This window comes from Erythrobacter sp. S267 (assembly GCF_057365045.1).
This window is the reverse complement of record NZ_CP200298.1, coordinates 2,750,104-2,776,158: the sequence shown is the minus strand read 5'-3', so window position 1 is coordinate 2,776,158 and position 26,055 is coordinate 2,750,104. Positions and strand designations below refer to the sequence as shown.

At 61.4% G+C, this 26,055-nt stretch carries 25 protein-coding genes and 1 tRNA gene; 19 read left to right on the top strand and 7 right to left on the bottom strand.

Annotated elements, in window-relative coordinates; genetic code table 11:
* Positions 1–48 precede the first annotated feature (48 nt).
* From rpe to AC0V6X_RS12985, 8 genes are all read left to right on the top strand, one after another.
* Positions 49–711 (top strand): ribulose-phosphate 3-epimerase, encoded by a 663-nt coding sequence (rpe, locus tag AC0V6X_RS13020; RefSeq protein WP_486184975.1) that lies wholly within the window; start codon positions 49–51, stop codon positions 709–711.
* 1 nt (position 712) lies between these two features.
* Complete coding sequence (locus AC0V6X_RS13015) at positions 713–2,644, top strand: heparinase II/III family protein (protein ID WP_486184974.1); 1,932 nt, start codon at positions 713–715, stop codon at positions 2,642–2,644.
* 19 nt (positions 2,645–2,663) lie between these two features.
* Positions 2,664–4,286, top strand: a complete 1,623-nt coding sequence (gene purH / locus AC0V6X_RS13010; protein WP_486184973.1) for a bifunctional phosphoribosylaminoimidazolecarboxamide formyltransferase/IMP cyclohydrolase — start codon at positions 2,664–2,666, stop codon at positions 4,284–4,286.
* Positions 4,287–4,838: 552 nt separating this feature from the next.
* Positions 4,839–5,030 carry a hypothetical protein gene (locus tag AC0V6X_RS13005; RefSeq protein WP_486184972.1) on the top strand — a complete coding sequence of 64 codons (192 nt, stop codon included), beginning with the start codon at positions 4,839–4,841 and terminating at the stop codon, positions 5,028–5,030.
* Between the two features lie 6 nt (positions 5,031–5,036).
* Positions 5,037–5,717, top strand: a complete 681-nt coding sequence (gene msrA / locus AC0V6X_RS13000) for a peptide-methionine (S)-S-oxide reductase MsrA (RefSeq protein ID WP_486184971.1) — start codon at positions 5,037–5,039, stop codon at positions 5,715–5,717.
* A 50-nt stretch (positions 5,718–5,767) separates the two neighbouring features.
* Positions 5,768–6,235: a Fur family transcriptional regulator gene (locus tag AC0V6X_RS12995; protein WP_486184970.1), complete on the top strand. Its 468-nt coding sequence runs from the start codon at positions 5,768–5,770 to the stop codon at positions 6,233–6,235.
* An 88-nt stretch (positions 6,236–6,323) separates the two neighbouring features.
* Complete coding sequence (locus AC0V6X_RS12990; RefSeq protein WP_486184969.1) at positions 6,324–8,339, top strand: CHASE2 domain-containing protein; 2,016 nt, start codon at positions 6,324–6,326, stop codon at positions 8,337–8,339.
* 169 nt (positions 8,340–8,508) lie between these two features.
* The gene (locus tag AC0V6X_RS12985; protein ID WP_486184968.1) at positions 8,509–8,733 is read left to right on the top strand and encodes a hypothetical protein; all 225 of its coding nucleotides are present in this window, start codon (positions 8,509–8,511) and stop codon (positions 8,731–8,733) included.
* Here AC0V6X_RS12985 and AC0V6X_RS12980 read toward each other — a convergent pair.
* Positions 8,730–9,557, bottom strand: a complete 828-nt coding sequence (locus AC0V6X_RS12980; protein ID WP_486184967.1) for an alpha/beta fold hydrolase — start codon at positions 9,555–9,557, stop codon at positions 8,730–8,732. The two genes, AC0V6X_RS12985 and AC0V6X_RS12980, sit on opposite strands and share 4 nt — an antisense overlap.
* 187 nt (positions 9,558–9,744) lie before the next feature.
* On the opposite strand from AC0V6X_RS12980, the gene dxs reads away from it, so the two are divergent.
* Positions 9,745–11,682, top strand: coding sequence for a 1-deoxy-D-xylulose-5-phosphate synthase (dxs, locus tag AC0V6X_RS12975; RefSeq protein ID WP_486184966.1), 1,938 nt, complete (start codon positions 9,745–9,747; stop codon positions 11,680–11,682).
* 24 nt (positions 11,683–11,706) lie between these two features.
* Here the strand turns inward: dxs and AC0V6X_RS12970 are convergent, their stop codons facing one another.
* Positions 11,707–12,804, bottom strand: a complete 1,098-nt coding sequence (locus AC0V6X_RS12970; RefSeq protein WP_486184965.1) for an MlaA family lipoprotein — start codon at positions 12,802–12,804, stop codon at positions 11,707–11,709.
* Positions 12,805–12,955: 151 nt separating this feature from the next.
* Here AC0V6X_RS12970 and AC0V6X_RS12965 point away from each other — a divergent pair, with 151 nt between their 5' ends.
* Together AC0V6X_RS12965 and AC0V6X_RS12960 are read left to right on the top strand one after the other, a co-directional pair.
* Positions 12,956–13,753 (top strand): crotonase/enoyl-CoA hydratase family protein, encoded by a 798-nt coding sequence (locus tag AC0V6X_RS12965; RefSeq protein WP_486184964.1) that lies wholly within the window; start codon positions 12,956–12,958, stop codon positions 13,751–13,753.
* Positions 13,754–13,767: 14 nt separating this feature from the next.
* The gene (locus tag AC0V6X_RS12960; RefSeq protein ID WP_486184963.1) at positions 13,768–14,562 is read left to right on the top strand and encodes an alpha/beta hydrolase; all 795 of its coding nucleotides are present in this window, start codon (positions 13,768–13,770) and stop codon (positions 14,560–14,562) included.
* A gap of 7 nt (positions 14,563–14,569) precedes the next feature.
* Here AC0V6X_RS12960 and AC0V6X_RS12955 read toward each other — a convergent pair whose 3' ends face one another.
* Both AC0V6X_RS12955 and AC0V6X_RS12950 read right to left on the bottom strand, forming a co-directional pair.
* Complete coding sequence (locus AC0V6X_RS12955; protein ID WP_486184962.1) at positions 14,570–15,244, bottom strand: NnrU family protein; 675 nt, start codon at positions 15,242–15,244, stop codon at positions 14,570–14,572.
* A 33-nt stretch (positions 15,245–15,277) separates the two neighbouring features.
* Complete coding sequence (locus tag AC0V6X_RS12950) at positions 15,278–15,733, bottom strand: PaaI family thioesterase (RefSeq protein WP_486184961.1); 456 nt, start codon at positions 15,731–15,733, stop codon at positions 15,278–15,280.
* 80 nt (positions 15,734–15,813) lie between these two features.
* Between AC0V6X_RS12950 and AC0V6X_RS12945 the strand changes: the two genes are divergently transcribed.
* Positions 15,814–16,170 (top strand): winged helix-turn-helix transcriptional regulator, encoded by a 357-nt coding sequence (locus tag AC0V6X_RS12945; RefSeq protein ID WP_486184960.1) that lies wholly within the window; start codon positions 15,814–15,816, stop codon positions 16,168–16,170.
* 4 nt (positions 16,171–16,174) lie between these two features.
* Here the strand turns inward: AC0V6X_RS12945 and AC0V6X_RS12940 are convergent, their stop codons facing one another.
* Complete coding sequence (locus AC0V6X_RS12940; RefSeq protein ID WP_486184959.1) at positions 16,175–17,866, bottom strand: peptide MFS transporter; 1,692 nt, start codon at positions 17,864–17,866, stop codon at positions 16,175–16,177.
* A 171-nt stretch (positions 17,867–18,037) separates the two neighbouring features.
* Between AC0V6X_RS12940 and AC0V6X_RS12935 the strand changes: the two genes are divergently transcribed.
* Both AC0V6X_RS12935 and AC0V6X_RS12930 read left to right on the top strand, forming a co-directional pair.
* Positions 18,038–18,376: a GntR family transcriptional regulator gene (locus AC0V6X_RS12935; protein WP_486184958.1), complete on the top strand. Its 339-nt coding sequence runs from the start codon at positions 18,038–18,040 to the stop codon at positions 18,374–18,376.
* Between the two features lie 199 nt (positions 18,377–18,575).
* Positions 18,576–18,857 carry an integration host factor subunit beta gene (locus AC0V6X_RS12930; protein ID WP_486184957.1) on the top strand — a complete coding sequence of 94 codons (282 nt, stop codon included), beginning with the start codon at positions 18,576–18,578 and terminating at the stop codon, positions 18,855–18,857.
* 58 nt (positions 18,858–18,915) lie between these two features.
* Here the strand turns inward: AC0V6X_RS12930 and AC0V6X_RS12925 are convergent, their stop codons facing one another.
* Positions 18,916–20,589, bottom strand: a complete 1,674-nt coding sequence (locus AC0V6X_RS12925) for a cation:proton antiporter (protein WP_486184956.1) — start codon at positions 20,587–20,589, stop codon at positions 18,916–18,918.
* 143 nt (positions 20,590–20,732) lie between these two features.
* Here AC0V6X_RS12925 and AC0V6X_RS12920 point away from each other — a divergent pair.
* The 5 genes from AC0V6X_RS12920 (at position 20,733) to AC0V6X_RS12900 (ending at position 25,590) form a co-directional block, all read left to right on the top strand.
* Positions 20,733–20,818, top strand: a tRNA-Leu gene (locus tag AC0V6X_RS12920).
* A gap of 100 nt (positions 20,819–20,918) precedes the next feature.
* Complete coding sequence (locus AC0V6X_RS12915) at positions 20,919–21,614, top strand: PilZ domain-containing protein (RefSeq protein WP_486184955.1); 696 nt, start codon at positions 20,919–20,921, stop codon at positions 21,612–21,614.
* A 124-nt stretch (positions 21,615–21,738) separates the two neighbouring features.
* Positions 21,739–23,352 carry an NAD(P)/FAD-dependent oxidoreductase gene (locus AC0V6X_RS12910; RefSeq protein WP_486184954.1) on the top strand — a complete coding sequence of 538 codons (1,614 nt, stop codon included), beginning with the start codon at positions 21,739–21,741 and terminating at the stop codon, positions 23,350–23,352.
* Positions 23,353–23,357: 5 nt separating this feature from the next.
* A complete protein-coding gene (locus AC0V6X_RS12905; RefSeq protein ID WP_486184953.1) occupies positions 23,358–23,783 on the top strand; it encodes a GtrA family protein in 426 nt (141 codons plus the stop codon).
* 7 nt (positions 23,784–23,790) lie between these two features.
* Entirely contained in the window at positions 23,791–25,590 is a 1,800-nt protein-coding gene (locus AC0V6X_RS12900) for a hypothetical protein (protein ID WP_486184952.1), read from the top strand.
* Here the strand turns inward: AC0V6X_RS12900 and msrB are convergent.
* Positions 25,577–26,020 (bottom strand): peptide-methionine (R)-S-oxide reductase MsrB, encoded by a 444-nt coding sequence (msrB, locus tag AC0V6X_RS12895; RefSeq protein WP_486185582.1) that lies wholly within the window; start codon positions 26,018–26,020, stop codon positions 25,577–25,579. The two genes, AC0V6X_RS12900 and msrB, sit on opposite strands and share 14 nt — an antisense overlap.
* Between the last annotated feature and the right edge of the window lie 35 nt (positions 26,021–26,055).

Genomic DNA, 26,055 nt, shown 5'->3' with positions numbered 1-26,055 from the left:
GCGCGCGGAGTATGGCTTCACAAACTAACAAGGTGCGCCGCCTTAACCATGCCAGCTCCGCTTATCTCTCCCAGCATCCTTTCCGCCGATTTTGCTCGGCTTGGTGAAGAGGTGCGCGCTGTCGACGCGGCAGGGGCGGACTGGATCCATATCGACGTCATGGATGGGCACTTTGTCCCCAACATCACGATCGGCCCCGACGTCGTGAAGGCCCTGCGCCCGCATACGGACAAGATTTTCGACGTCCACCTGATGATCTCTCCGGTCGACGCCTATCTGGAGGCGTTTGCAGAGGCCGGTGCGGATATCATCACCGTTCACCCAGAGGCAGGCCCGCACGTCCACCGCACGCTGCAAGCGATCCGTGGGCTGGGCAAGAAAGCGGGCGCGGTGATCAATCCGGGCACGCCGGTTGAAGTGCTCGACAATCTGATGGACCTGGTTGACCTGGTGCTGGTGATGAGCGTCAATCCCGGCTTTGGCGGGCAGAGCTTCATCCCCTCACAGCTCGACAAGATCCGCCGCATTCGCAGCATGATTGAGGCGACGGGCCGCGATATCCACCTAGAGGTCGATGGCGGGGTGAACCCCGAAACGGCCAAGCTTTGCGTTGAGGCGGGCGCCGATGTGCTGGTCGCAGGCTCTGCCACCTTCAAAGGCGGCCCCGATCACTACGCCCGCAACATCGCCGCGCTGAAGGGTGAGGGCTGATATGGCGAGCTTGTTCAGCAAAGAACCGCTCGAGGCCGAATTTGAAGAGGTCAGCAAGGGTGACCAACCCGCCGACGGTCAGGCCATTGGGCTTGGCACCGGCGAAGAACCCCTGAGTACGGCAGGCGGCGGGGATGAGGACGCCCACGACCCCTCCGGTGAGCCGATCCCTGCAGGCCGCGCCCTTGCGCTGACCGACGTCATTGCACCGCGCGCGAAGCCGGGTGAGGCGCTGATCCGCTTTGCCTATCGCATCGGCGTGCCGGGCCACGCCCTCGCCGCGCCTTTCCGCCGCGCTTCGGCCATCCGCATGCTGGCGACGGTGGAGAGCCCGGTGACAGGCGACCGGGCTGCTGGCGTGGCTCTACGCGCTGGGCACTTCCTGGTTCATGGCGTCAAACAGCCGATCAGCGCGCTCGACTTTGGGAGCAACGCGCATCTCAGCCCCGGGCTTGAGCGGGCGGTTCATTCTTTCTCATGGCTTGATGATCTGGCGGCAAGCGCGCCGCGCGAAGACTGCATCGCCATTGCGGAGCGGATCACCGGCCTGTGGCTTGACGCCAATGAGACTGTCCCGCGCGGCACGGGCAAAGGGGCGGCGTGGTCGACTGAGCATGCAGGCCTGCGCCTGCTCGCTTGGCTGGTTCACGCACCGCTAGTGCTGGCAGGTCAGGATGGCGCGCTGAAGCCAAGGCTGCTCAAAGCCATTGAGGAAACCGCCCCGTGGCTCGAAAAACAATCGCGCCGTGCTGGCGCTGGGCTGGGTCAGGTCGCTGGTTGGGCGGCGGTCACGGCAGCAGGCTTGCTACTTCCTGAAGGCCGCCCGCGTCGGCTGTATGGCGAAGCGGCTCTGATCAAGGCGCTGGGTGAGATGGTGGCCGAGGATGGCGGCAATCTCTCACGCTGTCCGGCAGCGCAGATGGAGGCGATCCGCATCCTCACCCACCTCATCGCTTGCTACGATGCGGTTGAGCAAGAGGCTCCAGATGCGATCTATGTCATGCGCGAGCTGCTGGTGCCTCCGCTGCTGGCGCTGCGTCACGGCGATGGTGCGATTGGCAATTGGCAGGGACAGGGCGCGATTTCAGCGGACCGCGTGGCCAGCCTGATTGCCGCCACGGGCATCCGCACCAGGCCTCTTAACGAACCGCAGCATTGGGGTTTCCAACGCCTGCGGGCCAATAAGACGGTGGTGCAGTTTGACGCCGGGCCGCCACCGCGTTCGCGTCATGCGCGTTGCGGCTGTGCTTCGACCCTTGCGTTCGAGCTTTCCGACGGGCCTTCCCGCGTGATCGTCAATTGCGGCGGAGCGGCGCTGGCGGGCGGTCTGGTCCCGGCGCGGATCGGTCAGGGTCTGCGCGCAACCGCCGCGCATTCCTCATTGGTGCTCGACGATGCAAACTCCACCGCCGTCCTCCTTCACGGCAAGCTTGGCCGCGGCGTCGAGACAGTTGAAGTCGAGCGCCGCCTGATGCAGCGCCATGGCCGCGAAGCCACCCGGGTTGAGGCAAGCCATGATGGCTATGCCACCCGCTTTGGCCTGACGCATAGCCGCATCCTCTCGCTCGCCAGCGATGGCAGCGAATTGTCGGGCGAAGACATCCTCCTGCCCGTCAGCCGCAAAGGCAAGCGTGGCAAAGTTGGCTTTGCCATCCGCTTCCATCTGGGGCGCGGGGTTGAGGCGCATCTGTCGCAGGATCAGCGCGGGGCGAGCCTGCTCACCCCTGACGGCAAGCTGTGGCAATTCCGGCTGCGCACGACTGGAGGCATGGGCGGCGCAGAGGCCGATGGCGAAGAAGTCAAACTGCGCTGTGAGGACAGCCTGTGGGTTGACGGCGAGGGCAAACCGCATGCAACCGAGCAATTGGTGATCGAAGGGCTGACATCGCGCGGCGGCGGGCAGTTTTCGTGGCTGCTCAAGAAAATGGGCTAGTTTAAGGTAGGCATCAAAGATGAGTGAGACGGTGATTAAGCGGGCGCTGCTTTCGGTGTCCGACAAGACCGGTTTGGCGGAACTGGGCGCGGCTCTGGCAGCAAGGGGCGTTGAGTTGGTCAGCACCGGGGGCACGGCGCGCACTTTGCGCGAGGCGGGGCTGGAAGTGCGCGATGTCTCCGACCTCACCGGTTTCCCTGAGATGATGGACGGACGGGTCAAGACGCTCCACCCCAAGGTCCATGGCGGCTTGCTGGCTCTGCGCGATAATGACGAACATGTCGCAGCGATGGAGGCTCACGAAATCGGCGCGATCGATCTCGTCGTGGTCAATCTCTACCCATTTGAAGCGACCGTTGCGAAGGGCGCGGAGCGGCAGGAGATCATCGAGAATATCGACATTGGCGGGCCGTCAATGGTGCGCTCGGCAGCAAAGAATCATGGCTTCGTGACGATTATGACTGACGCGGCGGATTATGCCGAGCTGCTCGAGGAACTCGACGCAAATGACGGGGCGACGTCACAGGCGTTCCGCATCCGCATGGCGGGCAAGGCCTATGCGCGCACAGCGGCCTACGATGCGGCGATTGCGAACTGGTTTGCCTTTGGCGATGCCTTCAACAACCCGCTGGGACCAGAAGCGCTGAAGGCGACACCCTTCACCGACACAATGCCGCTCGCCTTCAAGCGCTCGGACACTTTGCGCTATGGCGAGAACCCGCATCAGTCGGCAGCGATCTATGTCCCGCAGGTTACGGGCACGAATGGCGTCCCGCAGGCTGAGCAATTGCAGGGCAAGGCGCTCAGCTACAACAATTTGAACGATGCGGATGCGGCTTTGGAGCTGGCGGCGGAGTTTGCCGGTAGCGATCCCGCTGTCGTCATCGTCAAACACGCGAATCCTTGCGGTGTGGCGCAAGGCGCGACGCTCCTCGAAGCGTGGGAAGCCGCGCTGCAATGCGACAGCGTCTCGGCCTTTGGCGGGATCGTCGCGGTCAATGTCGAGCTGGATGGCCCCACCGCTGAAGCGATCGCGAGCATCTTCACCGAAGTCATCATCGCGCCCAAGGTCAGCCCCGAAGCGCGCGAAATCTTTGCCAAGAAGAAGAACCTGCGCGTGCTGGAATGCGGCACTCTGCCCGATCCGCGCCGGGGCGGCTTCTTCATGAAGACCATTGCTGGTGGCATGCTGATTCAGGGCCGCGACAACGGCGCGGTCTCCGAGGCTGACCTCAAGGTCGTGACCAAACGCGAGCCGACGCCGCAGGAGCTGAAGGACTGCTTCTTCGCCTGGACCGTCGCGCGTCATGTCAAATCCAACGCCATCGTCTATGCCAAGGACGGCGCGACCGCTGGCATCGGCGCTGGCCAAATGAACCGCCGCGATTCTGCTCGCATCGCCGCAATCAAGGCGAAGGAAGGCGCCGAAACCTATGAATGGGCCGAGCCCAAGACGGTCGGCAGCGCGGTTGCTTCCGATGCGTTCTTCCCCTTCGCCGACGGTTTGATCTCAGCCGCCGAAGCGGGCGCAACGGCTGTGATCCAACCCGGCGGATCAATCCGCGATGAGGAAGTCATCGCAGCGGCTGATGAGGCCGGGCTCGCCATGGTTTTCACTGGGATGCGGCATTTTAGGCATTGATTGTTTTGCGCACCCCATCCGGGAGTTGTTTGTTTGCGCCCTCAAACGCCGGGCGCGGGCCATCCGGCCCGCTTGGCTTCGCCGCATAAGCGGCGGCGCGCGGTCGCGCGCTGGCTCGCCTTCGGCTCGCGATCAGAGCCAAGCAAGAGGTTTGCGCCAAGTTTCCCTGCACAACGTCGCTGAGTAATCGCGGAGCACGGACCCGACAGGGTCCGAAAGGGCGACCGCCCGCCCGCAGCGACGCGACCTTTAGGTCGCATGAGCGAGGATATCGCGCCTGCGGATGCAGGTGCGCAAACAAAGACTCCCTTCCTTTCCCCCCCCCCACCACATTCACGAAATATTTATGGTTAACGCGCACCTAAGAGAAAGGCCGCCTTGGGCTCGGACAACTTTTTTGAGGTTGGTCCGTAACTAAGAACGACCACGTAACGAATTGTCGCAGGAACACCTCGTTCATAATGGCGCAAGCGCGGGGTCCATAGTTGGACATCAAGCAACGCCCGACACAGGCGACAAAGACACAAAACGCTGAGTTAAAGAGACAAGAACATGAACCTCTTCGCCCCAGACCTTTACCGCAATTTCGCCTTTGGCTTCATCGCCGGAGGGCTTGTGGTTGGCGCGGCGACGATTGGTGATTGGGGCCACAATCTGGCCAGCCCGGCAAATGCTGCTGAGGTTCAAACGTCGACAACTCCAGCGCCTGCGAGCGAGTTCATCATCGAACCCCTCGGAGAATAGCACCCTATGAAGCGTATCCTGCTCGCTCTTGCTGCGGCTTTCAGCGCCGCGACCCTTACCACCCCAGCTGCTGCTCTTGATAAGCCGGTCAATGCCCCGGCCGCTGAACGCATCGCGCGTGAAGGAGCTGGGCTGAAAACTGCGATCTTTGCGGGCGGCTGCTTCTGGGGTGTCGAGGGCGTCTTCAGCCATGTGAAGGGCGTGCGATCTGCGGAATCCGGCTATCACGGCGGCTCCCGCCAGACGGCGACCTACAACCGCATCATTGCAGGCGGCACTCAGCATGCCGAAAGCGTGCGGATCACCTATGACCCCTACGTCATCCGCTATGATGAATTGCTGCGCATCTTCTTTTCCGTCGTTGCCGATCCCACTCTGCTGAACCGCCAAGGCCCGGATGTCGGTGCGCATTACCGCACCGCTCTGGTCCCCACCAATGATGAGCAGCGCGCCGTGGCGCGGGCTTACCTTGCGCAGATGGAGCGCTCTGGCATTTGGGGCGATCCGATTGTCACCAAAATTGAGCGGATGCGAACTTTCTATCCCGCAGAAGGCTATCACCAAGACTACATGCTCAACAATCCGCGCAGCGCCTATATCGTGCGCTGGGATGCACCCAAGGTGCGGGCGCTGAGGCAGATGTTCCCGCGCGACTATCGCTCTGAGTTCCTCGCCGACGCCAAGTGATCGATGCAGTCTGACTGGAAAAGCGCGCAGGCCCCGACTATGTCTGAGACATGGCGACGACGCACTCCCACTGCCAGCACAAGAAATCCAGCGAAGAGCTGATCAAAGCCGCGCGTGAGGCTCTGGTCTCAGCGGGCGCTCAGTGGACTGATATGCGCGAAACCGTCTTTGCCGAGCTGGCGCGCGGCGGGCACCCCGTCTCCGCCTACACAATCGCAGAGGATGTCTCCAAACGTCTGGGCAAACGCGTCGCCGCAAACTCGATCTATCGCATCCTCGACCTGTTCGTGGAGCACGGCCTTGCCCTGCGTATCGAAAGCTCCAACGCCTTTCTCGCCAGCACCCATCCCGGCGATGTCCATGATTGCATCTTCCTGGTCTGCGACACATGCGGAGAGGCGAGCCATGTCGATGATGCAGAGGTCAGCAAAGCGATGCGGCAGCTGGCCAAGGGCCATGAATTCGAGGCCAGCCGCCCGGTGATGGAGATACGCGGGAAGTGCCGCGATTGCTCGTGACGATCTTGGCGTATCGATCTTCGCGTATCCATCTTCCCGATGACAAGCTGATCGCTCTGCGCTAGCCCTGCTTACAGTGTCGGGGGCAATGGAACATCTCAAACGCAAGAGCCGCTGGTTGCTGCGGCTGCCTGTGCTGTTGGCGCTGGCCTTTGCACTGCCATTCCTCACCCCGCTTTTGCCGGCGAGCGCTGATCTCGAACTGACGATCCACGATGCCTATCGCTATGTTTTGGCAGAGCGGACTCACGAAGATCCCGACATTACGCTGGTCGTCTATGACGATGCGGTCGCGCGCAAGACGCAGCAAACGAGCCCGGTGGACCGCGCTCTGCTGGCCGAAGCCATCACCGAAATCGCCAGCGTCAATCCGCGCGCCATCGCGCTCGACATGGCCTTCATACAAGCGAACGATCAGACCCCACTTCTGGTAGAGGCTCTGCGGAGCGTGCCTGTGCCCGTTTACATCGTCTACGCCGACCCAGAGGCCGATGGCGCGACCTATTGGGATATCTCCATCGATGAGGAAGCGCGCGCGGACCAAGAAGCCTTCTGGGCCGCGTTAGAGGGCAGCAATGTCCGGCCCGTCTCGCCCGCCATTGGTGTTGGCAGCGCTCTGGTGGCACGCAATTGGCCAGCCATGTCGGACGAGGCGGCTCCGCTGCTTGCGCGAGCGCTGGCGGGCCTGCCTGACGAGACGCGCAGCTATTCTGGTGCGATCCGATACCGCGTGCCTGATTCCAAATGGATCGAGCGCAGCGGGCTTGCCACTATCAGGCCTGTGAACGGCATGTTCCCGCGTATTCCGATAAGCGAACTGGGCGGAGAGGACGCTTTCGGCGCGGGCTTCTTCGCGCAGGTTCTGACGGGCCGCATCGTCCTGATCGGAGCGGACACGTTTGGTGCAGACCAGCTTGCGACGCCTGTCACGCGGATTGGTGGCTATGGCCGCGTCGCGGGGGTGAGCGTCCATGCGCATATGCTGCGCCAAGCGCTCGATGAGGACTTCCCGCCCCCGCTTGGGGTAGCTTGGATCGTCGGATTGACGCTGGCGAGCATTCTGCTTGCCGGAGCGACTGCTTTCATTGAGCGGCGGTTGATCCTGCTCCTGATGCTCGGCGGGGCGCAGGTGGTTGGCTTTGCCGCTCTGCCGGTGGCGATTGATGCGGCTGGGTTTGATATTCTGGGCCTGCCGCTATTGGGCCTCGGCCTCACATGGATCATCGCTTATTTTGCGGTTGCTTCGGCGCGGCGCGACCAGTCGAGCGAGGAGCGAGCCTTTGCACGCGGCGCGCTGGGCCGTTTCGTGCCAGCGGGCGTGGCGGGACAGATTCTTGAGGATCCCAAGAGCCTCGAACTCAAAGGCGAAGAGCGCGATCTGACGCTGATGTTCACTGACCTTGAGGGGTTCACGCAGTTCTGCCACGGCCGCGATCCGCGCCAGACGGCTGAAATCCTCAATGCCTATCTCGACGCGATGAGCGAGATTGTCCTCAAGCATGGCGGTACGCTCGACAAATATGTCGGCGATGCGATTGTTGCTTTCTGGGGTGCGCCCTATGCGCGGGAAGATGATACCGAGCGGGCTGTCGCCTGCGCTCTCGCCATGCAGGAAGAGAGCGCCGCGATCACCGCGCGGGCGCAGGCAAAATATGGCGTCGCGCTCGGCAAGACGCGCATCGGCATCCATCGCGGAGAGGTCATTGTCGGCAATTTCGGCGGCACCAACCGTATGCAATACACCGCTATGGGCGATGCCATGAACATCGCCGCCCGGCTCGAAAGCGCAAACAAGCAGACCGGCACCGACATTCTGGTGTCGGAAGCTGTGCGCGAGGCTGCTCCTGACTTTGCCTATCGCGCGCTAGGCAAGGTTGCGATGTCGGGCGTAGCGACTGGGATCGCTCTCTACGAGCCTTTGCCAGAGGGCCGCGCGCAATTGGCCGAGGATTGGAATTCTGCTATCGAAAAGCTTGAAGTTGGCGAAAGCGAAGCGTGGCGGGTTATCAAGGCATCGCACTCGGACGATCCTGCCGTCATCGCGCTGGAGCATCGGATAGAATCCATCGCCAAAGGGGAAGTCTATGTTCTGCGATCGAAGTGATACCACCGCTCAGGGATTGAGAATGGCAGTTGTAAGCGCTGCAGCTTTGGCAGCTAGCGCCTGCGTCACTGCGCCAACTTCTCCACCGCCCCCGCCCCCGCCGGCACCAGTTGAAGCGTCGACACGTCCTCCTGTGACTTATCTTGTCGCAAGTGGGTCTCCCAGAATCTTGGAAGAATATCCGCGCAGAACTGAAATCACCGAAGAGACTCGCATCTGTCTTGAGGATGGCGAGCGGCTCTCGATCATCGGCTCAAACGGTCAAACGGCTGACTTTGTCGGCCCTGGCTGCATGCAGCGTGCAGAGCCCGGCTCGGGCGGTTCAGGCGACCGGGTGGGCGGATTTATCTTTGGCTATCGCGGGGGTGAAGACGCAGCGCAGGCAGCAGATTAGCTTAGGGCTAGCAGCGCCTCTGCCACGCGCGGCGGGTCGGTCATGAACCCGTTGCGCGCGACATCCAACTCGACAAAGTTCCAACCCGGCCCGCGCCCCGGCCCGACCATTTCCTCTGACGAGCGGCGATAGGTCTGCCCGACCGCATGGATGCAGGTTCGGGGTAGGCCTTCCCATCCGCCGTCTTGTAGCCGAAGCTCATCGGTCCATTGTTTGGCCGGATGCCAGGTGAGGTAGCGCTTTAGCAGCGCAATGTTGCGCGCATCATCCTCGGGGACGAGCATGCGGACGTCATAGTCCTCCCAAAAGCTCATCTTGTAGCCATCTTCGAACTTCGCTTCGCGCGCCAACCACCAATCGGGATACTCACCCGTTTCAGGATCGCGCATGACCGCCGCGCGGCGCTCGGCTGTGGGGATCAGGGCGTCGAAGAAGACAAGGTGCTTGATCCTCTCGCGCAAGATGTCGGCGACGCCGGTAATGGTGAGGCCTGAGAAAGAGTGACCGACCAGCACGACCTCCTCAGCACCGGCAAACTCCACCGCGTTCACAATGTCAGCGATGTGGGTGTCGAGGCCCACCTCTGGCCCGATCAAATGCCTGCGTTCCCCGCATCCGGTGAGCGTGGGTGTGGTCACTTTGTGCCCCGCCGCTTCGAGCAGCGGCGCAACCCATTGCCAGCACCACCCACCATGCCATGTCCCGTGGACAAGGACGAAGTGCCGCTTTGGCGCTGTCTGTAAGGCAGGCGAGGCGACCAAGGGCGATGATGCGGAAAGAGCTGAGAGCGTTCCTGCCGCTTTGATAAATGTTCGACGGTGCACGGCTGTCTATCCCCCTTGGCACAACAACCCATTTGCGCGCGGTCCGGTTCCAGCGACTCGTTTTCGTCAGGCCGTTCGGACACTCCCAATTGTAAGGAAAAACTGTCCCGATCACCCTCAAAGACGCTGATTTCAGTCGTAAACCGTTCATCGACAGGCACGATTCAAAGGTGTAGGGCTTTCACTTATGAGTCACACACCTGATACTCCGCTGCTCGATCTGGTGCCGACGCCGGATCAGCTTCGCAAACTCAAGCCAGAGCAACTTCGCCAGCTTTCTGACGAATTGCGCGCCGAGATGATCGACGCGGTCAGCGTCTCAGGCGGGCACCTTGGATCCGGGCTCGGCGTGGTCGAGCTCACCGTGGCGATCCACTATGTGTTCAACACGCCCGACGACAAGCTGATCTGGGACGTGGGGCACCAATGTTACCCGCATAAGATCATCACCGGACGGCGCGACCGCATCCGCACGATCCGTCAGGGCGGCGGGCTTTCGGGCTTCACCAAGCGCGCGGAGAGCGAATACGACCCGTTTGGCGCGGCGCACTCCTCGACCTCGATCTCTGCCGCTTTGGGCTTTGCGATTGCAAACAAGCTCAATGACAAGCCGGGCCGCGGCATTGCCGTGATCGGGGACGGCGCGATGAGCGCTGGCATGGCCTATGAGGCGATGAACAACGCCGCAGAAGCCGGCAATCGCCTGGTTGTGATCCTGAACGACAACGATATGTCGATCGCGCCTCCGGTCGGAGGACTCTCGGCCTATCTCGCGCGCATGGTCTCGAGCAGCGAATATCTCGGCATTCGCAGCCTTGCGAGCCGCGCGATCCAGAAGATGAGCCGCCGCGTCCACGAAGGCGTGCGCAAAGCAGAGGAATACACTCGCGGCATGGTCACGGGCGGCACTCTGTTTGAGGAGCTGGGCTTCTACTACGTCGGCCCGATTGACGGCCACAATCTCGACCACCTTATCCCGGTGCTGGAGAATGTTCGCGACACCTCGGAAGGCCCTGTGCTGATCCATGTCGTGACGGAGAAGGGCAAGGGCTACAAACCCGCTGAAGAAAGCGACGACAAATATCACGGCGTGCCCAAATTTAACGTGGTGACGGGGGAGAAGCAGAAAGGCTCTGCCGGGCCGCCTGCCTATCAGAACGTCTTTGGCGACACGCTGGCCAAGCTGGCCGAGACCGACAAGCGCATCTGCGCGATCACCGCTGCAATGCCGTCGGGCACCGGCGTTGACCGCTTTGCCCAGGCGCATCCAGAACGCAGCTTCGATGTCGGCATTGCAGAGCAACACGGCGTGACCTTTGCGGCTGGTCTTGCGGCCCAAGGCATGCGTCCGTTTGCCGCGATCTACTCAACCTTCCTGCAGCGTGCCTACGATCAAGTGGTGCACGATGTGGCGATCCAGAACCTGCCCGTGCGCTTCGCGATTGACCGCGCTGGTCTGGTCGGAGCGGATGGCTGCACCCATGCAGGCTCGTTCGACATCACCTATCTGGCAACGCTTCCCAACATGGTTGTGATGGCCGCAGCGGACGAAGCTGAACTGGTCCACATGACCTACACGGCGGTCGAGTATGACGACGGCCCCATCGCCTTCCGCTATCCGCGCGGGAGCGGCGTCGGTGTGCCTTTGCCCGAGGTTCCCGAGAAGTTCGAAATCGGCAAGGGCCGGATCGTGCGCGAAGGGTCCAAGGTTGCGATCCTGTCACTCGGCGCGCGTCTGGAGGAGGCCAAGAAGGCAGCCGACCAGCTCGAAGCCAAAGGCCTGTCGACCACGGTTGCCGATATGCGCTTTGCCAAGCCGCTCGACACTGATCTGATCGAACGCCTGATGCGCGAGCATGAAGTTGTCGTGACGGTTGAGGAAGGCGCGATTGGCGGGCTCGGCGCGCATGTGCTGACCTATGCCTCGGACGCTGGCCTGACGGACAACGGCCTGAAAGTGCGCACCATGCGCCTGCCGGATACGTTCCAGGATCAGGATTCGCCCGACAAGCAATACGAAGAGGCAGGCCTCAACGCACCGCAGATTGTCGAGACGGTGCTGAAAGCGCTCAAGCATAATTCGGCCAATGTCGATGCGAGCGACGCGGAAGAGGCGCGGGCGTAAGTCTCCCTTTTCGGGGTTGGTCGACTAACGCGACCTAGGCGCGGTGATCAGCACCGAGACCGCCGGATCAGCTGGAGGCTCCGCTTCCCCCATGATCGCGGGCGCATCGCTGGGCTCGATGCCCTCTGCGCCCTGCTCCTCCGGCTCATCCTCGTACAGCGCGTCCACACCTTGCTCGATCTCGATTAGGATATCAGGCGGCGGTGGTGGCTCTTCGCCTTTGAGCAGCGCAATGTCGCGTTCGCGGCGGTAGAGGTAGGTGTCGCGCCGGGCGGCATAAGGATCGACCGTCTCGGAAATGCGCCCCAGCTCCTCGTCCAGTTCCAGCCGGGTGTCTAGGTTGGAGACGATGTAGAACGGCACGGTGAATTCAGGCGTGTTGAACGGCTTGCCAATCCCAATGGGCAGCACCGCCTGATCCAGCGTGTCGCCGACAAGATCGCGCACCGTCGTCGCTCCCGCAATCGGAAGGTAGAGATAGGCGCCGCTATCGACCCCGTAATAGCCAAGCGTGTTGGCAAACCCGTTGCGGCGATAGGGCAGTTTGAACGTGTCGTTGCCTGCGACATCGAACAGTCCTCCCACCCCAATGGTGGAGTTGATCGCGAACCGGCCCAAAGTCTCAAACGCGTCCCCAACTTTGCCTTGCAGCAGGAAGTTGAGGAAATTGGCAGGCTCGCGCAAATTGCGCACGAAATTGCCAAGTCCATCGCGGACCGGATCGGGCAGCCCGTCGCGATAGGCATAGGCGACCGGCTCAACAAAGGTCTGATCGAGCTGCTGGGTCACGCGGTAGCTGGTCTCGTTGATCGCCGCCATCGGATCGCCTTCGGGCGGGCCATATTCGCCTGAGACGATGATCTGGTTTTCAGTCTCTCCGTCTTGCGGCTCGTCCTCCGACTCCTCTCCCGAGGGATCTTGCGAAGTGTCGCTTTCAGGCGGGCCCTGCTCTTGGCTGGCCAGCGCGAAGGAAATCGGCAGCAGATGCTCACTGGCTTTGACAGGTGCAGCGGTCATTGCCGGAGTGGGCGGGATGGCTGCCTCGACAGAAGCAGGCAGGGCAGCGGGAGCAGGCCCCACAAGCAGGGGCGATGCCATCACCAATAACGATGCCTGTGGCATGCGCCCTTTCCCTTCAATTCGTCCAATTCACTCGTATCATGGGCTTAGCCACTGGCAAGACCGCGGTTCCATTCCCATTAGGCGAGCAACCTTGCTAATAAGCTGAACGACTTTGCCTGACCCAGATGTACGGGGCGCGAAAGGAACACGAATGCCGCTTCTCCAGATTGCCAAGACTGGCCCCGTCACAACGCTCACCATTGATCGGGCTGAGACTATGAACCCCCTGGGCGCGCCGGGCGATGGGGATGAGTTCGCTGATGTCTGCAACGCGATCAACCGCGACTATGGTACGCGCTGCGTGATCCTGACGGGAGCGGGAAGGGCCTTTTCTGCCGGAGGCGACATCAAGGCGATGCGCGACCGGACCGGGACATTTGGTGGCGCGACCCCGGCGATTTCTGACGGATACCGCAACAACATCCACATGATGCTGCGCGCGCTCCATTCTCTGAGGGTGCCTGTCATTGCCGCCGTCAACGGTCCCGCGATTGGGCTGGGTTGCGATGTGGCCTGCCTCGCCGACATCCGGATCGCGAGCGATAAGGCGAAGTTCGGCGTGACCTTCCTCAAACTCGGGATCATTCCGGGCGATGGCGGGACCTGGATCCTGCCGCGTGTGATCGGAATGAGCCGCGCCTCGGAGCTGTTCTACACCGGCGATGTGATCGGTGCAGAGCAGGCTCAGGATTGGGGCCTCGTCAGCCGCGTGGTTCCGCATGATGATCTGATGGCTGAGGCTGAAGCGTTGGCCGCAAAGATCGCCAAGATGCCTCCGCATTCCCTGCGCCAGTCCAAGATGCTGCTGCGGCAGGGTCAGCAGGTCTCCTATGACACTGCGTTGGAGCTGGCGGCCAATACGCAGGCGATGATGCACACGACCGATGATCATGCGGAAGGCGTCGCGGCGCTGATCGAAAAGCGCGACGCGAATTTCACCGGGCAATAGGGGCGCAGCTGAGCGTGGGCGCTTTTGCAATCAAGGTTCTGGTCTTCTTTGCGACCGCCTACCTAGCGATGCTGGCGATCCTGTTCGTTATGCAATCGCGCTTCATCTATCCCGCTCCGCAGCAAGTGCACTTGCCCGCGCCCGGCTTTGAAGCGGTGACGTTGGAGACCTCCGACGGTCTTTCCCTTAACGCCCATTGGCGCGCGCCTGAGGCGGCGCGGCCCACCGTCGTCTGGTTCCACGGCAATGGCGGATCGCTGGCGGGAGCGACCAACGAAACGCGTCTTCTCGCGCAGCATGGTTATGGCCTGCTGCTGGTCAATTATCGCGGCTATGGCGGCAATCCGGGGGAACCTTCGGAAGAGGGCTTCTACCAGGACGGCCGTGCGGCGATGGCGTTTCTAGCCGCTCAGGATATCGCCCCGGACCGGACCATCCTTGCGGGCAATTCGATTGGATCAGGCACTGCGGTTCAGATGGCGAGCGAGCATGAAGTGGCCGCACTGATGCTGATCTCACCCTTCTCCAGCCTCACCGATGCGGCGAGCGATGCCTTGCCAATCTTCCCGGTAAGGCCGTTGTTGCGCGATCACTTTGACAATGCGTCCAAGTTCCCGGCGCTCGATTTGCCGATCCTTGTCCAGCATGGCGATGCGGACAATGTTGTGCCCTATGCCCATGGAGAGGCGCTGGCGAACAGCAATCCGCAAGCGGATTTCGTCGGCTTTCCCGGCGCAGGCCACGACCTGACTTTCCTGCGAGGGGCGCAAGCCTCACAGCTCGAATGGTTGGCCGAGAAAGGCCTCTAAGCGCGCGCTAGAACCACCGCCAGATGCCAGCGGCAATTCCGCTAATGGGCGTGTGAAGCCAGCTGAAGAAGACGAAGAAAATAAGGCCGAGTGTCCACGGCAATGCGCCCGCTTTCGCGAAACCGCCGACGCGTGGCCAATAGCTCGTATTGCTCTCCCAAGTGCGCCACGCCTCTCCCATCAGCACCTGCTTCTTCTTGTCCTGCATCCTTGCTCCAACCAGCGCGAGCAGCCCCATCGCCAGTGCCGTGATAGTCGTGCGCAGGCTCCAGTGAATGACTATGTGAGACAGCGCCCACAGCGCAAAGCCCCACATCATCGGATGGCGGGTAATGGTGAAAACGCCACGCGGCTTGGCCCGTGCGCTGTCTTCGGCATCCGGGAGGCCAAGCGCGGGATTGCCGATGAAGGAACCGGCGAGCAGGATCATGGCAGGCAGCGTAAGTAAGGTGGCGATGATCCATCCCACATCGCCAGAAGTGGGCAGATCGGCTGGCGGAGCGGCGGTGAAGGCGAAATACACCCAAGCGAGCGCCGCGAGGCTCACGACCGAATAGACGATCTGAAAGCCCATATCCCCGACAACGCTGACCATCGGCGCGCGTAAAGGATGCGACATCGCAAAATGAGAGCCGACAAAGGCGGCGTTCGCCGCGATGAGTGTGAGTAGGGTCCCGTCCATGGCGCGAAGGCTACCACTCCCGCCGCGGTTTGGCTAACCGCCCAGCCCCGTGGGAATGATAGTGCCCTGCGCGGTTGCGACATGGACTGGATCGGCTCCGTCGCCCTCTGCCCAGACGTCGGCGCGCACCACGACCTGTCTTTTGCCCGGCTTGATGACCTCGCCCTTGGCTCGCAACCTTTGCCCGAGTGCGGGGCGCAGGAAGTTGATCGTGTAGCTGCCCGTGACAACATCGCCGACGACCGATGCGCCCGCCCAAGCGCAGGCATTGTCCGCCATCAGGCCGACAATGGCTCCGTGCGCAAAGCCGTGATGCTGCGTCATTTCAGGCCGCAATTCTAGCAACAGCTCGCTCTTGCCCTGCCAAACCGTGATGGGTTCAACGGCGAGCCAATTTGAGAAACCCGACTTCGCGACAGCGACGCGCTTCATGTACTCGATTGAGGCTTCGGGGCTGTCAAAACGGCTGTTGTGCTGGGGGTTCGGCATCGGACTATGCTCCTTTAAGTCTGATTCGCAGACTTTATGCCTCTTGCCAGCCGCCCTCACAAGTCTGATATGCAAACTTTATGAAGACTTATCAGCCCTCCCGGTCCCCATGCCCGATTGGCCGCGCCGCGCGTGTGCTCGGCGATCGCTGGGTGCTGCTGATCCTGCGTGAGGCGTTTTTGGGGGCGGAGCGGTTTGAGGAATTTGTCGGGGCGCTTGGCATCAATCGCGCGGCGCTGACCTCGCGGCTCGCAATCCTGCAAGAGGCCGGGTTGATGGAGCGTGATCCGCCTGAGGGTAAACGCGCGCGCTATGTCCTGACCGACAGCGCGCGGGCGCTTGGTCCGGTCTATCGCGACCTCGCGCAATGGGGCGCAGAGCACCTGTTTGCAGAGGGTGAACAGCCGGGCGACTGGAGCGCGAAGCCCTCCGAATAGCGCCCTACTCAGGCAAACGCGTTGCCGGAGCGATACCCCCCGCAGCCGGCTCGCCCACCTCGTCCTGACCCAGCAGATCGTCGCTGACATTGTCATCCTTGAGCTGGTCGAGATGCATCAGCTTATTGACCAGCGGGCTGACGATTACGACAAGCACACCGACCACAATCGCGACCCAGCCCATCACCTCATAGACGCTGAGTGCACCTTCGCGGGTCATATCGCCGCCTTCGCTGCCACCCATGATCGAACCCAAAGCGCCGGAGACATAATTGCCGCCCGCGATCCCGAAGAAAAAGGCTGCCATCATCAGGCTCGCCATATGCTTTTCGGACAGGCGGTTCATGGCGCTCAGGCCAACGGGGGAAAGCGAAAGCTCACCCGTGGTTGAGAAGAAGTAGAAGACGAACAGGAAGAACACCGGCATCAGCATCACCATCTCACCGCCGACGTCACGCTCAACGCTGAAAGTGTTCGCGCCCCAGACCAGCAAGACGAAGGCAAGGCCCATCTGCACGATACCGAGGCCCATCTTGGCGGGTGTGGAGGGCTCTATCCCGCGACGGGCCAGCCACTGCCACGCTATCGCAAACAGCGGAGCGAGCAGGATGATGAAGATTGAGTTCAAGGACTGGAAGAAGGTGGCAGGAATACCGTCGCGGTCAACGTAGTCGAGAGTGAACAGGTTCATCGACCCTGCGGCTTGTTCAAACAGCCCCCAGAACAGCGGCATCAGCAAGATGAAGAAGATCATCGCAAACACCCGGTCGCGGGCCACACGCTCCAACTTGAAGGCGAGATACAGCACATAAGCGAGCAGGACTGCGCCGGATGCGATAAGCATTCCTCCCACCACATCGCGATACTGGATCAGCAGCCAGATCGCAGCGACGCCGATAAGGCCTACGCCGTAAAGCAGTGGCTCCAGCCCAACGCCAGCGACCTTCTGTTTGAGCTTGGAGGGCACAGGCGGCTCACCATTGCCGAGCAGCAGCGGCTTGCCGATGACGAACACTATCAAGCCCAGAAGCATGCCGAGACCCGCGAGGCCAAAGCCATAGGCCCAGCTGCCCGTCGTCTCACCAATGTAAGCGGCAATCAGGATCCCTGCGAGCGCGCCCAGATTGATGCCCATGTAGAAGATCGTATAGGCGCTGTCGCGGCGCTCATCCGTGCGCGAATAGAGCTGTCCGACCAGCACTGAGATGTTGGCTTTCAGGAAGCCAGATCCAACGATGATAAACGCCAAGGCGAGCCAGAAGACGTCCAAAGTCGGGTCATTCTGATAACCTGAACCATCCCCTTCAAACGCCATGAAGAAGTGGCCGATAGTGAGTAGGATTGCGCCAAAGGCCACGGCCTTGCGCTGGCCAAGGTAGTTGTCGGCGATCCAGCCGCCCAGGACCGGTGTGATGTAGACGAGCGAGCCATAGGCCCCGACAATCACCACAGCGTCCCCATCAAGATATTGCCAATGCTGCGTCAGATAAAGCACCAGTAGCGCCTTCATGCCGTAGAAGCTGAAACGCTCCCACATTTCGGCGAAGAACAGCATGTAGAGGCCTTTGGGATGGCCGAAGACCTCTTGCTTGGGCTGTTTCAGCACCCATGCGCCGGTGACCAGAAAGGCCAGCAGCGTAATGGATGCGATCAAGGCTGCCCAATCGGCATAGTTCCACAGCGCCAGTTCTTTCATGAAGCTCAATTCCCCAAATGATCCCTGACCCGTCTGACGCGGGCTCTTATGGCAGCGCACACTAGCGGCTCACGCTTGATAGGGAAGCCCCTGTTTGGCCGGTCACGTTTCAGGCAGCAGCCTTGACGCGCATGGCTGTATTATGGCACTGAGGCACCTCGCGAGGAAAACATGAGCCAATCAAAACCCGTCTATCTCAAACTGCGCGATCAGATCGCCGCGGCCATAATCCAAGGTGAGTATCAGGAGGGCGCGATGCTGCCTTCGGTGCGTGCGCTGGCGGCAGAGCAGGGGGCAAACCCGCTCACGGTCGCCAAAGCCTATCAGCAATTCCAGAATGACGGCATGGTCGAAGTGCAGCGCGGGGTCGGCATGTATGTCGTCAAAGGCGCGGCCAAATTGCTGCGCGAGCGAGAGCGTGAACACTTCCTGCGCGAAGAATGGCCAGAGATTCGGGCGCGTATGACGCGGCTGGGTCTGGAGCCAGCGGACCTCGTCGAACAGCTCTAATTATACTTGCCATTCGGTTAAAGTTTCAGCCTGTCTGATACCGGTCACAAAAACTGGCATCCAGCTTGCGAAACCCGCAGAAATCTGCCAATCCTTACAAGCTTTTTGGGTCTAACGGGTCTAGGCCATAGCAGTCATATTGGGTCCGGGAGTTTCCGACCCATGGCGGTAGGGGCCGCTACCCAGCTTGGAGGGCGAGATGATACGTTCGGAACTGTTGCACGAGTTGCACAAAGACAATCCCGATCTGCGCGCGGAAGAAATTGAACAAGTCGTCAACGTCTTCTTTGATGAAATCGCAGACCGCCTCGCCGAAGGTGGCCGGGTTGAACTGCGCGGCTTTGGTGCCTTCTCAACGCGAGAACGTGAAGCCCGCGTGGGCCGCAACCCGCGCACGGGTGAGCCGGTTGATGTCCCGGCCAAGCGCGTGCCCTATTTCAAAGCCGGCAAGGAAATCCGCAATCGCCTTAATGGCGAGTGATTTCCGGCTAATCCACCAGCAGCGCTGAAAGCTGCGTCCCCGAGCAGGACGCAGCCCATCACCAAAGGGATTGGGCTTCAAGCTCCTCGTCCACGCGGCTGGGTGATACCACTTTGCGTGTCCGATCCAGAGCCTCAAACACCAGGTCGACTAAGCGCTCCTGGCCGGTGCTCGTGCTCGTATCGACCGGAAGCATGCCCAGCTCAGTGAACTCGCCCACGCCTTCTGGACCGGGAAGGGCGATGATCCGCACCACATCGGGCAACCGCTCTTGCACCAGAGGTGTGAGCTCGCGTGAGATCGCAAGATTCCCGGTCGCGACCAGCACCACTTTGCGCTGACCCATGCCCAAATGCTCCCAACTGCGCGGATCGCCTGCATTGACGTGATGCACCGGGTAGCCATCGGCGACCGCGATTTCGAAACGCTCCGGATTGGGCTCAACCGCGAGATAGTCGATGTCGTTATAAGCCAGCGCATCAGCCGCCGCGCGTCCAGCAGGCCCAAGGCCAATGATGATCACGGGCGCATCGTCACCGGCAAGCTTTTGATCAGGCGGACCTTGGCGCAACTTGCCCGCCAGCTTGCGTCCAAGGTTGGAAATGAGCGGTGTCACGGCAAGACTGATTGCGATCGCGCTGACGAGGATTGAGATGAGGCGCGGCTCTTCAAGACTTGCCACGGCGGGCAGAGCGAGGATCACCAACGCGAACTCGCTTCCCTGACCCAGCAGAAAGCCCAGTTGGATTGAGCCCGGCCCCGACCACCGATTGGCCAGCCCGGCGATCACGTTGAGCAAGCACTTTAGCGCAATCAACCCGCCCGCTGCGGCCAGAACGAGGAACCAACTGCTCGCAATCACGCCGGGGTCAATCGCGAGGCCCACTGAGATGAAGAAGAAGCTGAGGAACAGCCCGCGAAAGGCGTCAATCTCGGTCTGGACCATGATGCGGTAACGCGAATCTGCCACGGCCATGCCGCCCAGAAACGCGCCCAAAGTCATCGACAGCCCCGCCATGCCCGTCGCCCAGCCAGCTGCAAGCGCGATAAACAAAGCGGTCGCGGTGTAGACCTCACTGCTACCGACCCGCGCGATCAGGCGGAAAAGCGGCTCTGTCAAATAGCGTCCGAAGGCCACTGCGATGACAAAGGCCCCGATGGCTTTCAATCCAGCGATGCCCAAAGCAGGCCCCAGTGCCCCGCCCGATGCCAGCGAGCCTGCCGCCACCAGCAAGGCAATCGCAGCGATGTCCTGGAAAATCAGGATCGATTGCGCAGCGCGTCCGACGGGGCAGTCTTCCTGCTCGCGCTCCTTCACCAATCCGATCACCACGGCGGTCGAGGACAGCCCCATGGCGAACCCTCCGATCACCGCAAAAGTGGGGTCGAGTCCAATCATGTAAAACAGAGCGGCAAAGCCTCCGCCCGCAATCAACATCTGCAAGGCGCCAAAGCCGAAGATATTGCCCGCTTCCTCGCGAATACGGCCGAGCGAGAAATGCAGCCCCAGATTGAACAGCAGGAACATGACGCCGACTTCGGCCAAAGCGGCTACAATTGGGCCCGAGAAACTGCCGGAATATCCCAAGGCGGCCAGCCCAAAGCCAAGCCCCAGATAGCCGACAATCGGATTGAGCCGACAGGCGCGCGACACCATGGCCGCGCCAATGCCCAGGCCAAGCAAAGTGACCGCTGGCTGGATCGTTTGCGCGATCTGAGCTCCATCCGCCATGCCGACACCCCTTGCATTTGCCGCGCCCGTAAATTTATCGGAACGCTGCGAGCGAGATGGGCTGTTAACGATTTCAGCGCAAGGGTTTGGTTGCTCCGCCGCGCCCTTCTGCTATCGGGTTTGCAGTCGCAAAACAGCCTCCTGCGGGTGTGGCGGAATGGTAGACGCCGGGGACTTAAAATCCCCTGAGTTATTACTCGTGTGGGTTCGAGTCCCACCACCCGCACCATTATCCCGGTCTTAACCCATATTTCCTAGCACCGCCCCTCGGTCTGGGATTGTGGCGCGCGCCCCCCTTTCGCCCTCTTCAGCGCGTCAGGCGATTGAGCATGGAAGACGCAGCAAACAAACTGCAATTTGAAGATGCGCAGGAAGATCGCTCCGAGCCGCTCGGTTCGGACGCGGATGGTGCTGATGCGCCTTGCGATGAAGCAGCGGACAGCGAACACCGCGTTGCCCCGCGGCTCACCTTGCTCATCCGCGCGGCCAAGCTCGTCTCGCACCATGGCGAATTCGTTTGCGTGATCCGCGATGTCTCTGAAACAGGCATCTCGCTCAAAATGCTTCACGCAGTGCCCCAAGACGAAGAGCTCGAGCTGCACATGCCCGACGGCAGTCAATATGTCCTCAAACCGGTATGGGTTCGAGGCCGCGAAGCAGGCTTCCAATTCGCTGAACCGGTTGATGTTGATGAGTTGATTGCGGAGCACAACCAATTCCCCAAACGGGGTATGCGGCTGGGGCTGTTCTTCCCCATCACCATCCGCACTCTGGCGGGTGAGGCCCAAGGCGTGGTTGAGAACCTCTCCCAGCAGGGTGCACGCTTCACCAGCGACGCGATGTTCGCGATCGACCAGAACCTGCGGATTGAGCCGGAGGATAAGCTGCTTCGGCTGCCTGAAGTGCGCGCCAAAGTGCGCTGGCGGCGCGACGATCAATATGGCGTTGTGTTCGATGACACGCTCAGCCTGTCCGATTTCGCCCGGCTGGCCGCGCGGCTGCAATGCCCCAAGCTGCTCGATTAACGCCGACAGACGCAAAAAATGACCGATTAAGCGGCCATATTTACGCCTCGCTAACCAATTTCCTTCACTCCCGATCCCGAGCCGCGTGGCGATATGCGCCAACGGCCACCTAACGGGGGTTTGAATGACGAAAGCCAAGGCTGACACTTCGGGCATTATCGACGTTGATGTCGCAATCATTGGCGCGGGGCCCGCTGGCCTGACCGCAGGCTATCTGCTGACCAAGCAAGGCAAATCGGTCGCCATCATCGAGAAAGACGAGACTTACGTGGGCGGCATCAGCCGCACCGTCGAACACGAAGGCTATCGCTTCGACATTGGCGGCCACCGCTTCTTCTCGAAATCGCAGGAAGTGGTCGATCTGTGGAACGAGATTCTGCCCGACGATTTCATCCAGCGCCCGCGCATGAGCCGCATCTATTACGAGGGTAAGTTCTACTCCTACCCGCTGCGCGCCTTTGAGGCGCTGCGCAATCTGGGCATTCTGCGCTCAACCGCCTGTATGCTCTCCTACCTTCGCTACAAGCTCTTCCCGATCAAGGATGTGCGCAGTTTCGAAGATTGGACCACCAACCAGTTCGGCAAGAAGCTCTATTCTATCTTTTTCAAGACCTACACTGAGAAAGTGTGGGGCATGCCTTGTGATGAAATGAGCGCCGATTGGGCGGCTCAGCGCATTAAAGGCCTGTCGCTGTGGAACGCAGTGATGGATGGCCTTAAGCGCTCGCTCGGCCTCAACAAGAAACCCAATGACGGTCAGGAAGTGAAAACCCTGCTCGAAACCTTCCGCTATCCGCGACTGGGTCCGGGCATGATGTGGGACGCGGCGCGCGATCACATCGAGGCGACCGGCAAGGGTCAGGTGCTGATGGGTCACTCGCTGGTGCGTATCTCTGATGATGGCGCCGGTTGGACCATGACGTCTACCTCGAAGGATGGCACTGCTACGGTTCGCGCGAAACATGCGATCAGTTCTGCGCCCATGCGTGAATTGTCGAAGCGTATCCACCCGCTGCCGCAAAGCTCGATCGACGCAAGCAAGCTGCGCTACCGCGACTTCCTCACCGTCGCTTTGATGGTGAAGTCGGAGGACCTCTTCCCCGACAACTGGATCTACATCCATGATGAGCGGGTTCAGGTGGGCCGCGTGCAGAACTTCCGTTCGTGGTCGCCGGAGATGGTGCCTGACGAGGATATGGCCTGCGTAGGTCTGGAATATTTCTGTTTTGAAGGGGACGGCCTGTGGTCCTCCTCCGACGAGGATCTGGTCAAGCAAGCGACGCGCGAGATGGAAATTCTCGGCCTGTGCGATCCATCCAAGGTCGTGAGCGGCGCGGTTGTGCGTCAGGAAAAGGCCTATCCGGTCTATGACGACGATTACGAGGCCAATGTCGATGCGATGCGGCGCGAGCTAGAGGCCAAGCACCCAACCCTGCACCTTGTGGGGCGCAACGGGATGCACCGTTACAACAACCAAGACCACGCGATGATGACCGCGATGCTGACAGTGGAGAATATCCTCGCCGGCAAGCGCGTCTACGACACGTGGTGTGTCAATGAAGACGCCGAATATCACGAGGCGGGCGACGAAGGTGAGAAGACCGAGATCGCTGCAAACGCCGCTGATACCAAACCTTTGACTGAGGATCAGGTCGCAGCGCTGACGTCTCTGCGCGGTGTGCCGGAGCGGATTGCGCCAGAAGACGAGCCCGGCGAAGATATTCGCAAGTCGGCTTAACCGTCATGGCTTCCTTCGCCGCCTCTCTCTTCAACCGCCTCAGCGACATTCGCTTCGTTCGCTATGTGCTCGCGAGCGTTGGGGCGTTGGCGGTTGATGTGGGGAGCTTCCTTGCTCTGATGGCTGTCGGTGTGGCTGCGGCGCCGGCCTCGGCCATCGGCTACTCGCTCGGCATTGTCGCGCATTGGCTGATGTCGAGCCGCGCCGTGTTTCAGGACCGCGTTGCCAGCGGAGGCTCCGCACGCACGCAACAAAAGGCTCTGTTTGTGATCTCCGCGCTGGTAGGCCTTGCGCTCACCACGGGGATCGTCGCCGCCGGTGTTGCGGGCGGGATCGACGCACGGATCGCCAAGGCCGCGGCCATCGTCGTAAGCTTCCTTGCTACCTGGCTGATCCGCAGCCGGGTCGTCTTCCGCGATACGGGCGAATGAGCGCGCCATGCTGGTCGGCACTTCAACGGACCGCCGCAGAGGGGCCTTTCCGCTCGAATTCTTGAGCCGCGTGGGCATTGCCTGGGTGATTGTCTCCGCGCTGCTGATTGCAGTGAATTGGAGCGCGATTGCGACCCAGCGCTTCCCTGATCCCGACGACATTATGCGCCTGATCCAAGTGCGCGATCTGGTTGGCGGACAGAGTTGGTTTGACCTCACCCAGACACGTGTCGATGCGCCAAATGGCGGGGTCGAGATGCACTGGTCGCGGCTGGTCGATCTGCCGCTTGCGCTGGTGATCCTGATCCTGACCCCCATTCTCGGAGCGAGCGCGGCTGAGAGCGCTGCACTGATTATTGTTCCGCTTGTGACGCTGCTGGTCGCCATGTTGCTCGCCGCGCGGATTGCTTGGCGGCTGATGGGGGATGAGGAAGCGACGCTGACCACTTTGGTGCTCGCTCTGTCGGTGCCGGTGCTGTTCCAGCTTGGCCCGCTTCGGATCGACCACCACGGCTGGCAGATCGTCTGCGCGCTCGTCGCGATCAACGGGTTGATGGCCCGCTCACCCAAAGTGGGAGGCGCGGTGATCGGCTTTGCTGCCGCGATCTGGACGTCGATTTCGATTGAAGGGCTGGTGCTGGCCGCCGCTATGTTTGCCGTGCTGGCGCTGCGCTGGCTGCGCGACCGGAACTTGCGCGATTGGCTCGTCACCGCGATCCAGGCGCTGGCGATAACCGGGACGGGCGTATTCCTATTCACCCGAGGCTTCGACCAACTGCTCAACTATTGCGACGCGATCAGCCCGGTTCATCTTGCGATGTTCGGTTGGGGTGCGATTGTCCTGACGGTCCTCGCCAAGGTCGAGCCTATCCCGCGCGCATGGTTGATCGGCGGCTTTGCGCTGGCCGGAGGGGGTGCGATTGGCATGATGGCCTACACGACCCCGCAATGCGTGACCGGTGGAGGCTTTGCTGAGCTTGACCCGCTGGTCGCTGAGTACTGGCACGCGAACATCCTTGAAGGGATGCCGATCTGGCGGCAGTCGCTGACTGTCGCGCTGCAATATGCGGTGACGCCTGCCATTGCGCTGGTTGCCGCGATCAATTTGACGAGCCAGTCGCGCGACTGGTTGCGCGGATTCTGGCGCGATTATGCAATCATTCTGGGAGCGGCCCTGCTGATCTCCCTGCTGATCTCGCGCGCCGGAGCGGTCGCCTGCGCGCTCGCCGCGCCGCCGCTCGCTTGGCAGCTGCGCCAATGGCTCCGATCCATCCGCACAATGCGTCGGCCCGCGCCGCGCATGGCCGCGATGCTGGCGGTAGTTTGCGCTTTGCTCCCCGCTTTCCCGGCCATGCTGCTGACCAGCGCCATCCCCGCCCGGGCCTCTCTTGGAGGAGCAGCGGATGCGCCGGTTAAGGCGGTTGATTGCCGGGTGCAGGATATGGGTGAGGTGCTGGCTGGCCTGCCAACAGGCGAGTTCTACGCCCCGCTCGACATTGCGCCGGAACTTCTGCTTGTGAGCGACCACACCGTCCTCGCCACCGGCCACCACCGCGGGCACGCAGCGATGAAGGTCCTGATTGAGACGGCAATTGGCACGCCGGACGAGGCGCGCGCGACTCTGGCTGAGCGCGGGACGAGCTATGTTGCCCTGTGCCCCAGCCTTGGCGAAGCGCGGCTTTATTCGAAGATTGCGCCTGATGGGTTCGTTGCTCAGCTGGTTGCGGGTGAGCAGCCGGACTGGCTCGAGCCCGTCGAACACCGCGCCAGTTCAGGCGTGAAGCTCTGGCGCGTTAAGCCGGAATGAAATCAAGCGCTGCGCCGTTGATGCAGTGACGCTTGCCGGTCGGGCGAGGGCCATCACCGAAGATGTGCCCCAAATGCCCGCCGCAATCGGCGCAATGCACTTCGGTGCGTGGATAGCCGATCTTGTAGTCGGTTGAGGTTCCCACCGCGCCATTGCCAATCGGCTGCCAAAAGCTCGGCCAGCCCGTGCCGCTGTCATATTTGTGCGCCGAAGAATAAAGGTCATTCCCGCAGCCCGCACAAACATATTTGCCGCGCCGCTTCTCGTCATTGAGGGGCGAGGTGTAGGCGCGCTCGGTCCCTGCTTCGCGCAGAACGTAGAATTCCTGGCGCGTGAGCCTGCGACGCCATTGCGCCTCGGTGCGGTGCACGCGGAAGGTCCGCCCCTCACGCGCTTCAACACCGCTCCCACAACTGGCGAGAAACGGCATGACAGCCGCCAAAGCGGTGCCGCCGACGAAAGAGC

Bases quoted from the DNA above. Each gene is read 5' to 3' on its own strand.
- AC0V6X_RS12930 (WP_486184957.1), top strand. From the start codon at position 18,576: ATGATACGTTCGGAACTGTTGCACGAGTTGCACAAAGACAATCCCGAT.
- AC0V6X_RS12990 (WP_486184969.1), top strand. From the start codon at position 6,324: ATGGAACATCTCAAACGCAAGAGCCGCTGGTTGCTGCGGCTGCCTGTG.
- AC0V6X_RS12955 (WP_486184962.1), bottom strand. From the start codon at position 15,244: ATGGACGGGACCCTACTCACACTCATCGCGGCGAACGCCGCCTTTGTC.
- AC0V6X_RS12945 (WP_486184960.1), top strand. From the start codon at position 15,814: ATGAAGACTTATCAGCCCTCCCGGTCCCCATGCCCGATTGGCCGCGCC.
- AC0V6X_RS13005 (WP_486184972.1), top strand. From the start codon at position 4,839: ATGAACCTCTTCGCCCCAGACCTTTACCGCAATTTCGCCTTTGGCTTC.
- AC0V6X_RS12910 (WP_486184954.1), top strand. From the start codon at position 21,739: ATGACGAAAGCCAAGGCTGACACTTCGGGCATTATCGACGTTGATGTC.
- AC0V6X_RS12970 (WP_486184965.1), bottom strand. From the start codon at position 12,804: ATGCCACAGGCATCGTTATTGGTGATGGCATCGCCCCTGCTTGTGGGG.
- AC0V6X_RS12900 (WP_486184952.1), top strand. From the start codon at position 23,791: ATGCTGGTCGGCACTTCAACGGACCGCCGCAGAGGGGCCTTTCCGCTC.
- AC0V6X_RS12995 (WP_486184970.1), top strand. From the start codon at position 5,768: ATGGCGACGACGCACTCCCACTGCCAGCACAAGAAATCCAGCGAAGAG.
- AC0V6X_RS12935 (WP_486184958.1), top strand. From the start codon at position 18,038: ATGAGCCAATCAAAACCCGTCTATCTCAAACTGCGCGATCAGATCGCC.
- msrA (WP_486184971.1), top strand. From the start codon at position 5,037: ATGAAGCGTATCCTGCTCGCTCTTGCTGCGGCTTTCAGCGCCGCGACC.
- AC0V6X_RS12905 (WP_486184953.1), top strand. From the start codon at position 23,358: ATGGCTTCCTTCGCCGCCTCTCTCTTCAACCGCCTCAGCGACATTCGC.
- msrB (WP_486185582.1), bottom strand. From the start codon at position 26,020: ATGCCGTTTCTCGCCAGTTGTGGGAGCGGTGTTGAAGCGCGTGAGGGG.
- AC0V6X_RS12950 (WP_486184961.1), bottom strand. From the start codon at position 15,733: ATGCCGAACCCCCAGCACAACAGCCGTTTTGACAGCCCCGAAGCCTCA.
- AC0V6X_RS13015 (WP_486184974.1), top strand. From the start codon at position 713: ATGGCGAGCTTGTTCAGCAAAGAACCGCTCGAGGCCGAATTTGAAGAG.
- dxs (WP_486184966.1), top strand. From the start codon at position 9,745: ATGAGTCACACACCTGATACTCCGCTGCTCGATCTGGTGCCGACGCCG.
- AC0V6X_RS12965 (WP_486184964.1), top strand. From the start codon at position 12,956: ATGCCGCTTCTCCAGATTGCCAAGACTGGCCCCGTCACAACGCTCACC.
- AC0V6X_RS12925 (WP_486184956.1), bottom strand. From the start codon at position 20,589: ATGGCGGATGGAGCTCAGATCGCGCAAACGATCCAGCCAGCGGTCACT.
- AC0V6X_RS12915 (WP_486184955.1), top strand. From the start codon at position 20,919: ATGGAAGACGCAGCAAACAAACTGCAATTTGAAGATGCGCAGGAAGAT.
- AC0V6X_RS12940 (WP_486184959.1), bottom strand. From the start codon at position 17,866: ATGAAAGAACTGGCGCTGTGGAACTATGCCGATTGGGCAGCCTTGATC.
- purH (WP_486184973.1), top strand. From the start codon at position 2,664: ATGAGTGAGACGGTGATTAAGCGGGCGCTGCTTTCGGTGTCCGACAAG.
- rpe (WP_486184975.1), top strand. From the start codon at position 49: ATGCCAGCTCCGCTTATCTCTCCCAGCATCCTTTCCGCCGATTTTGCT.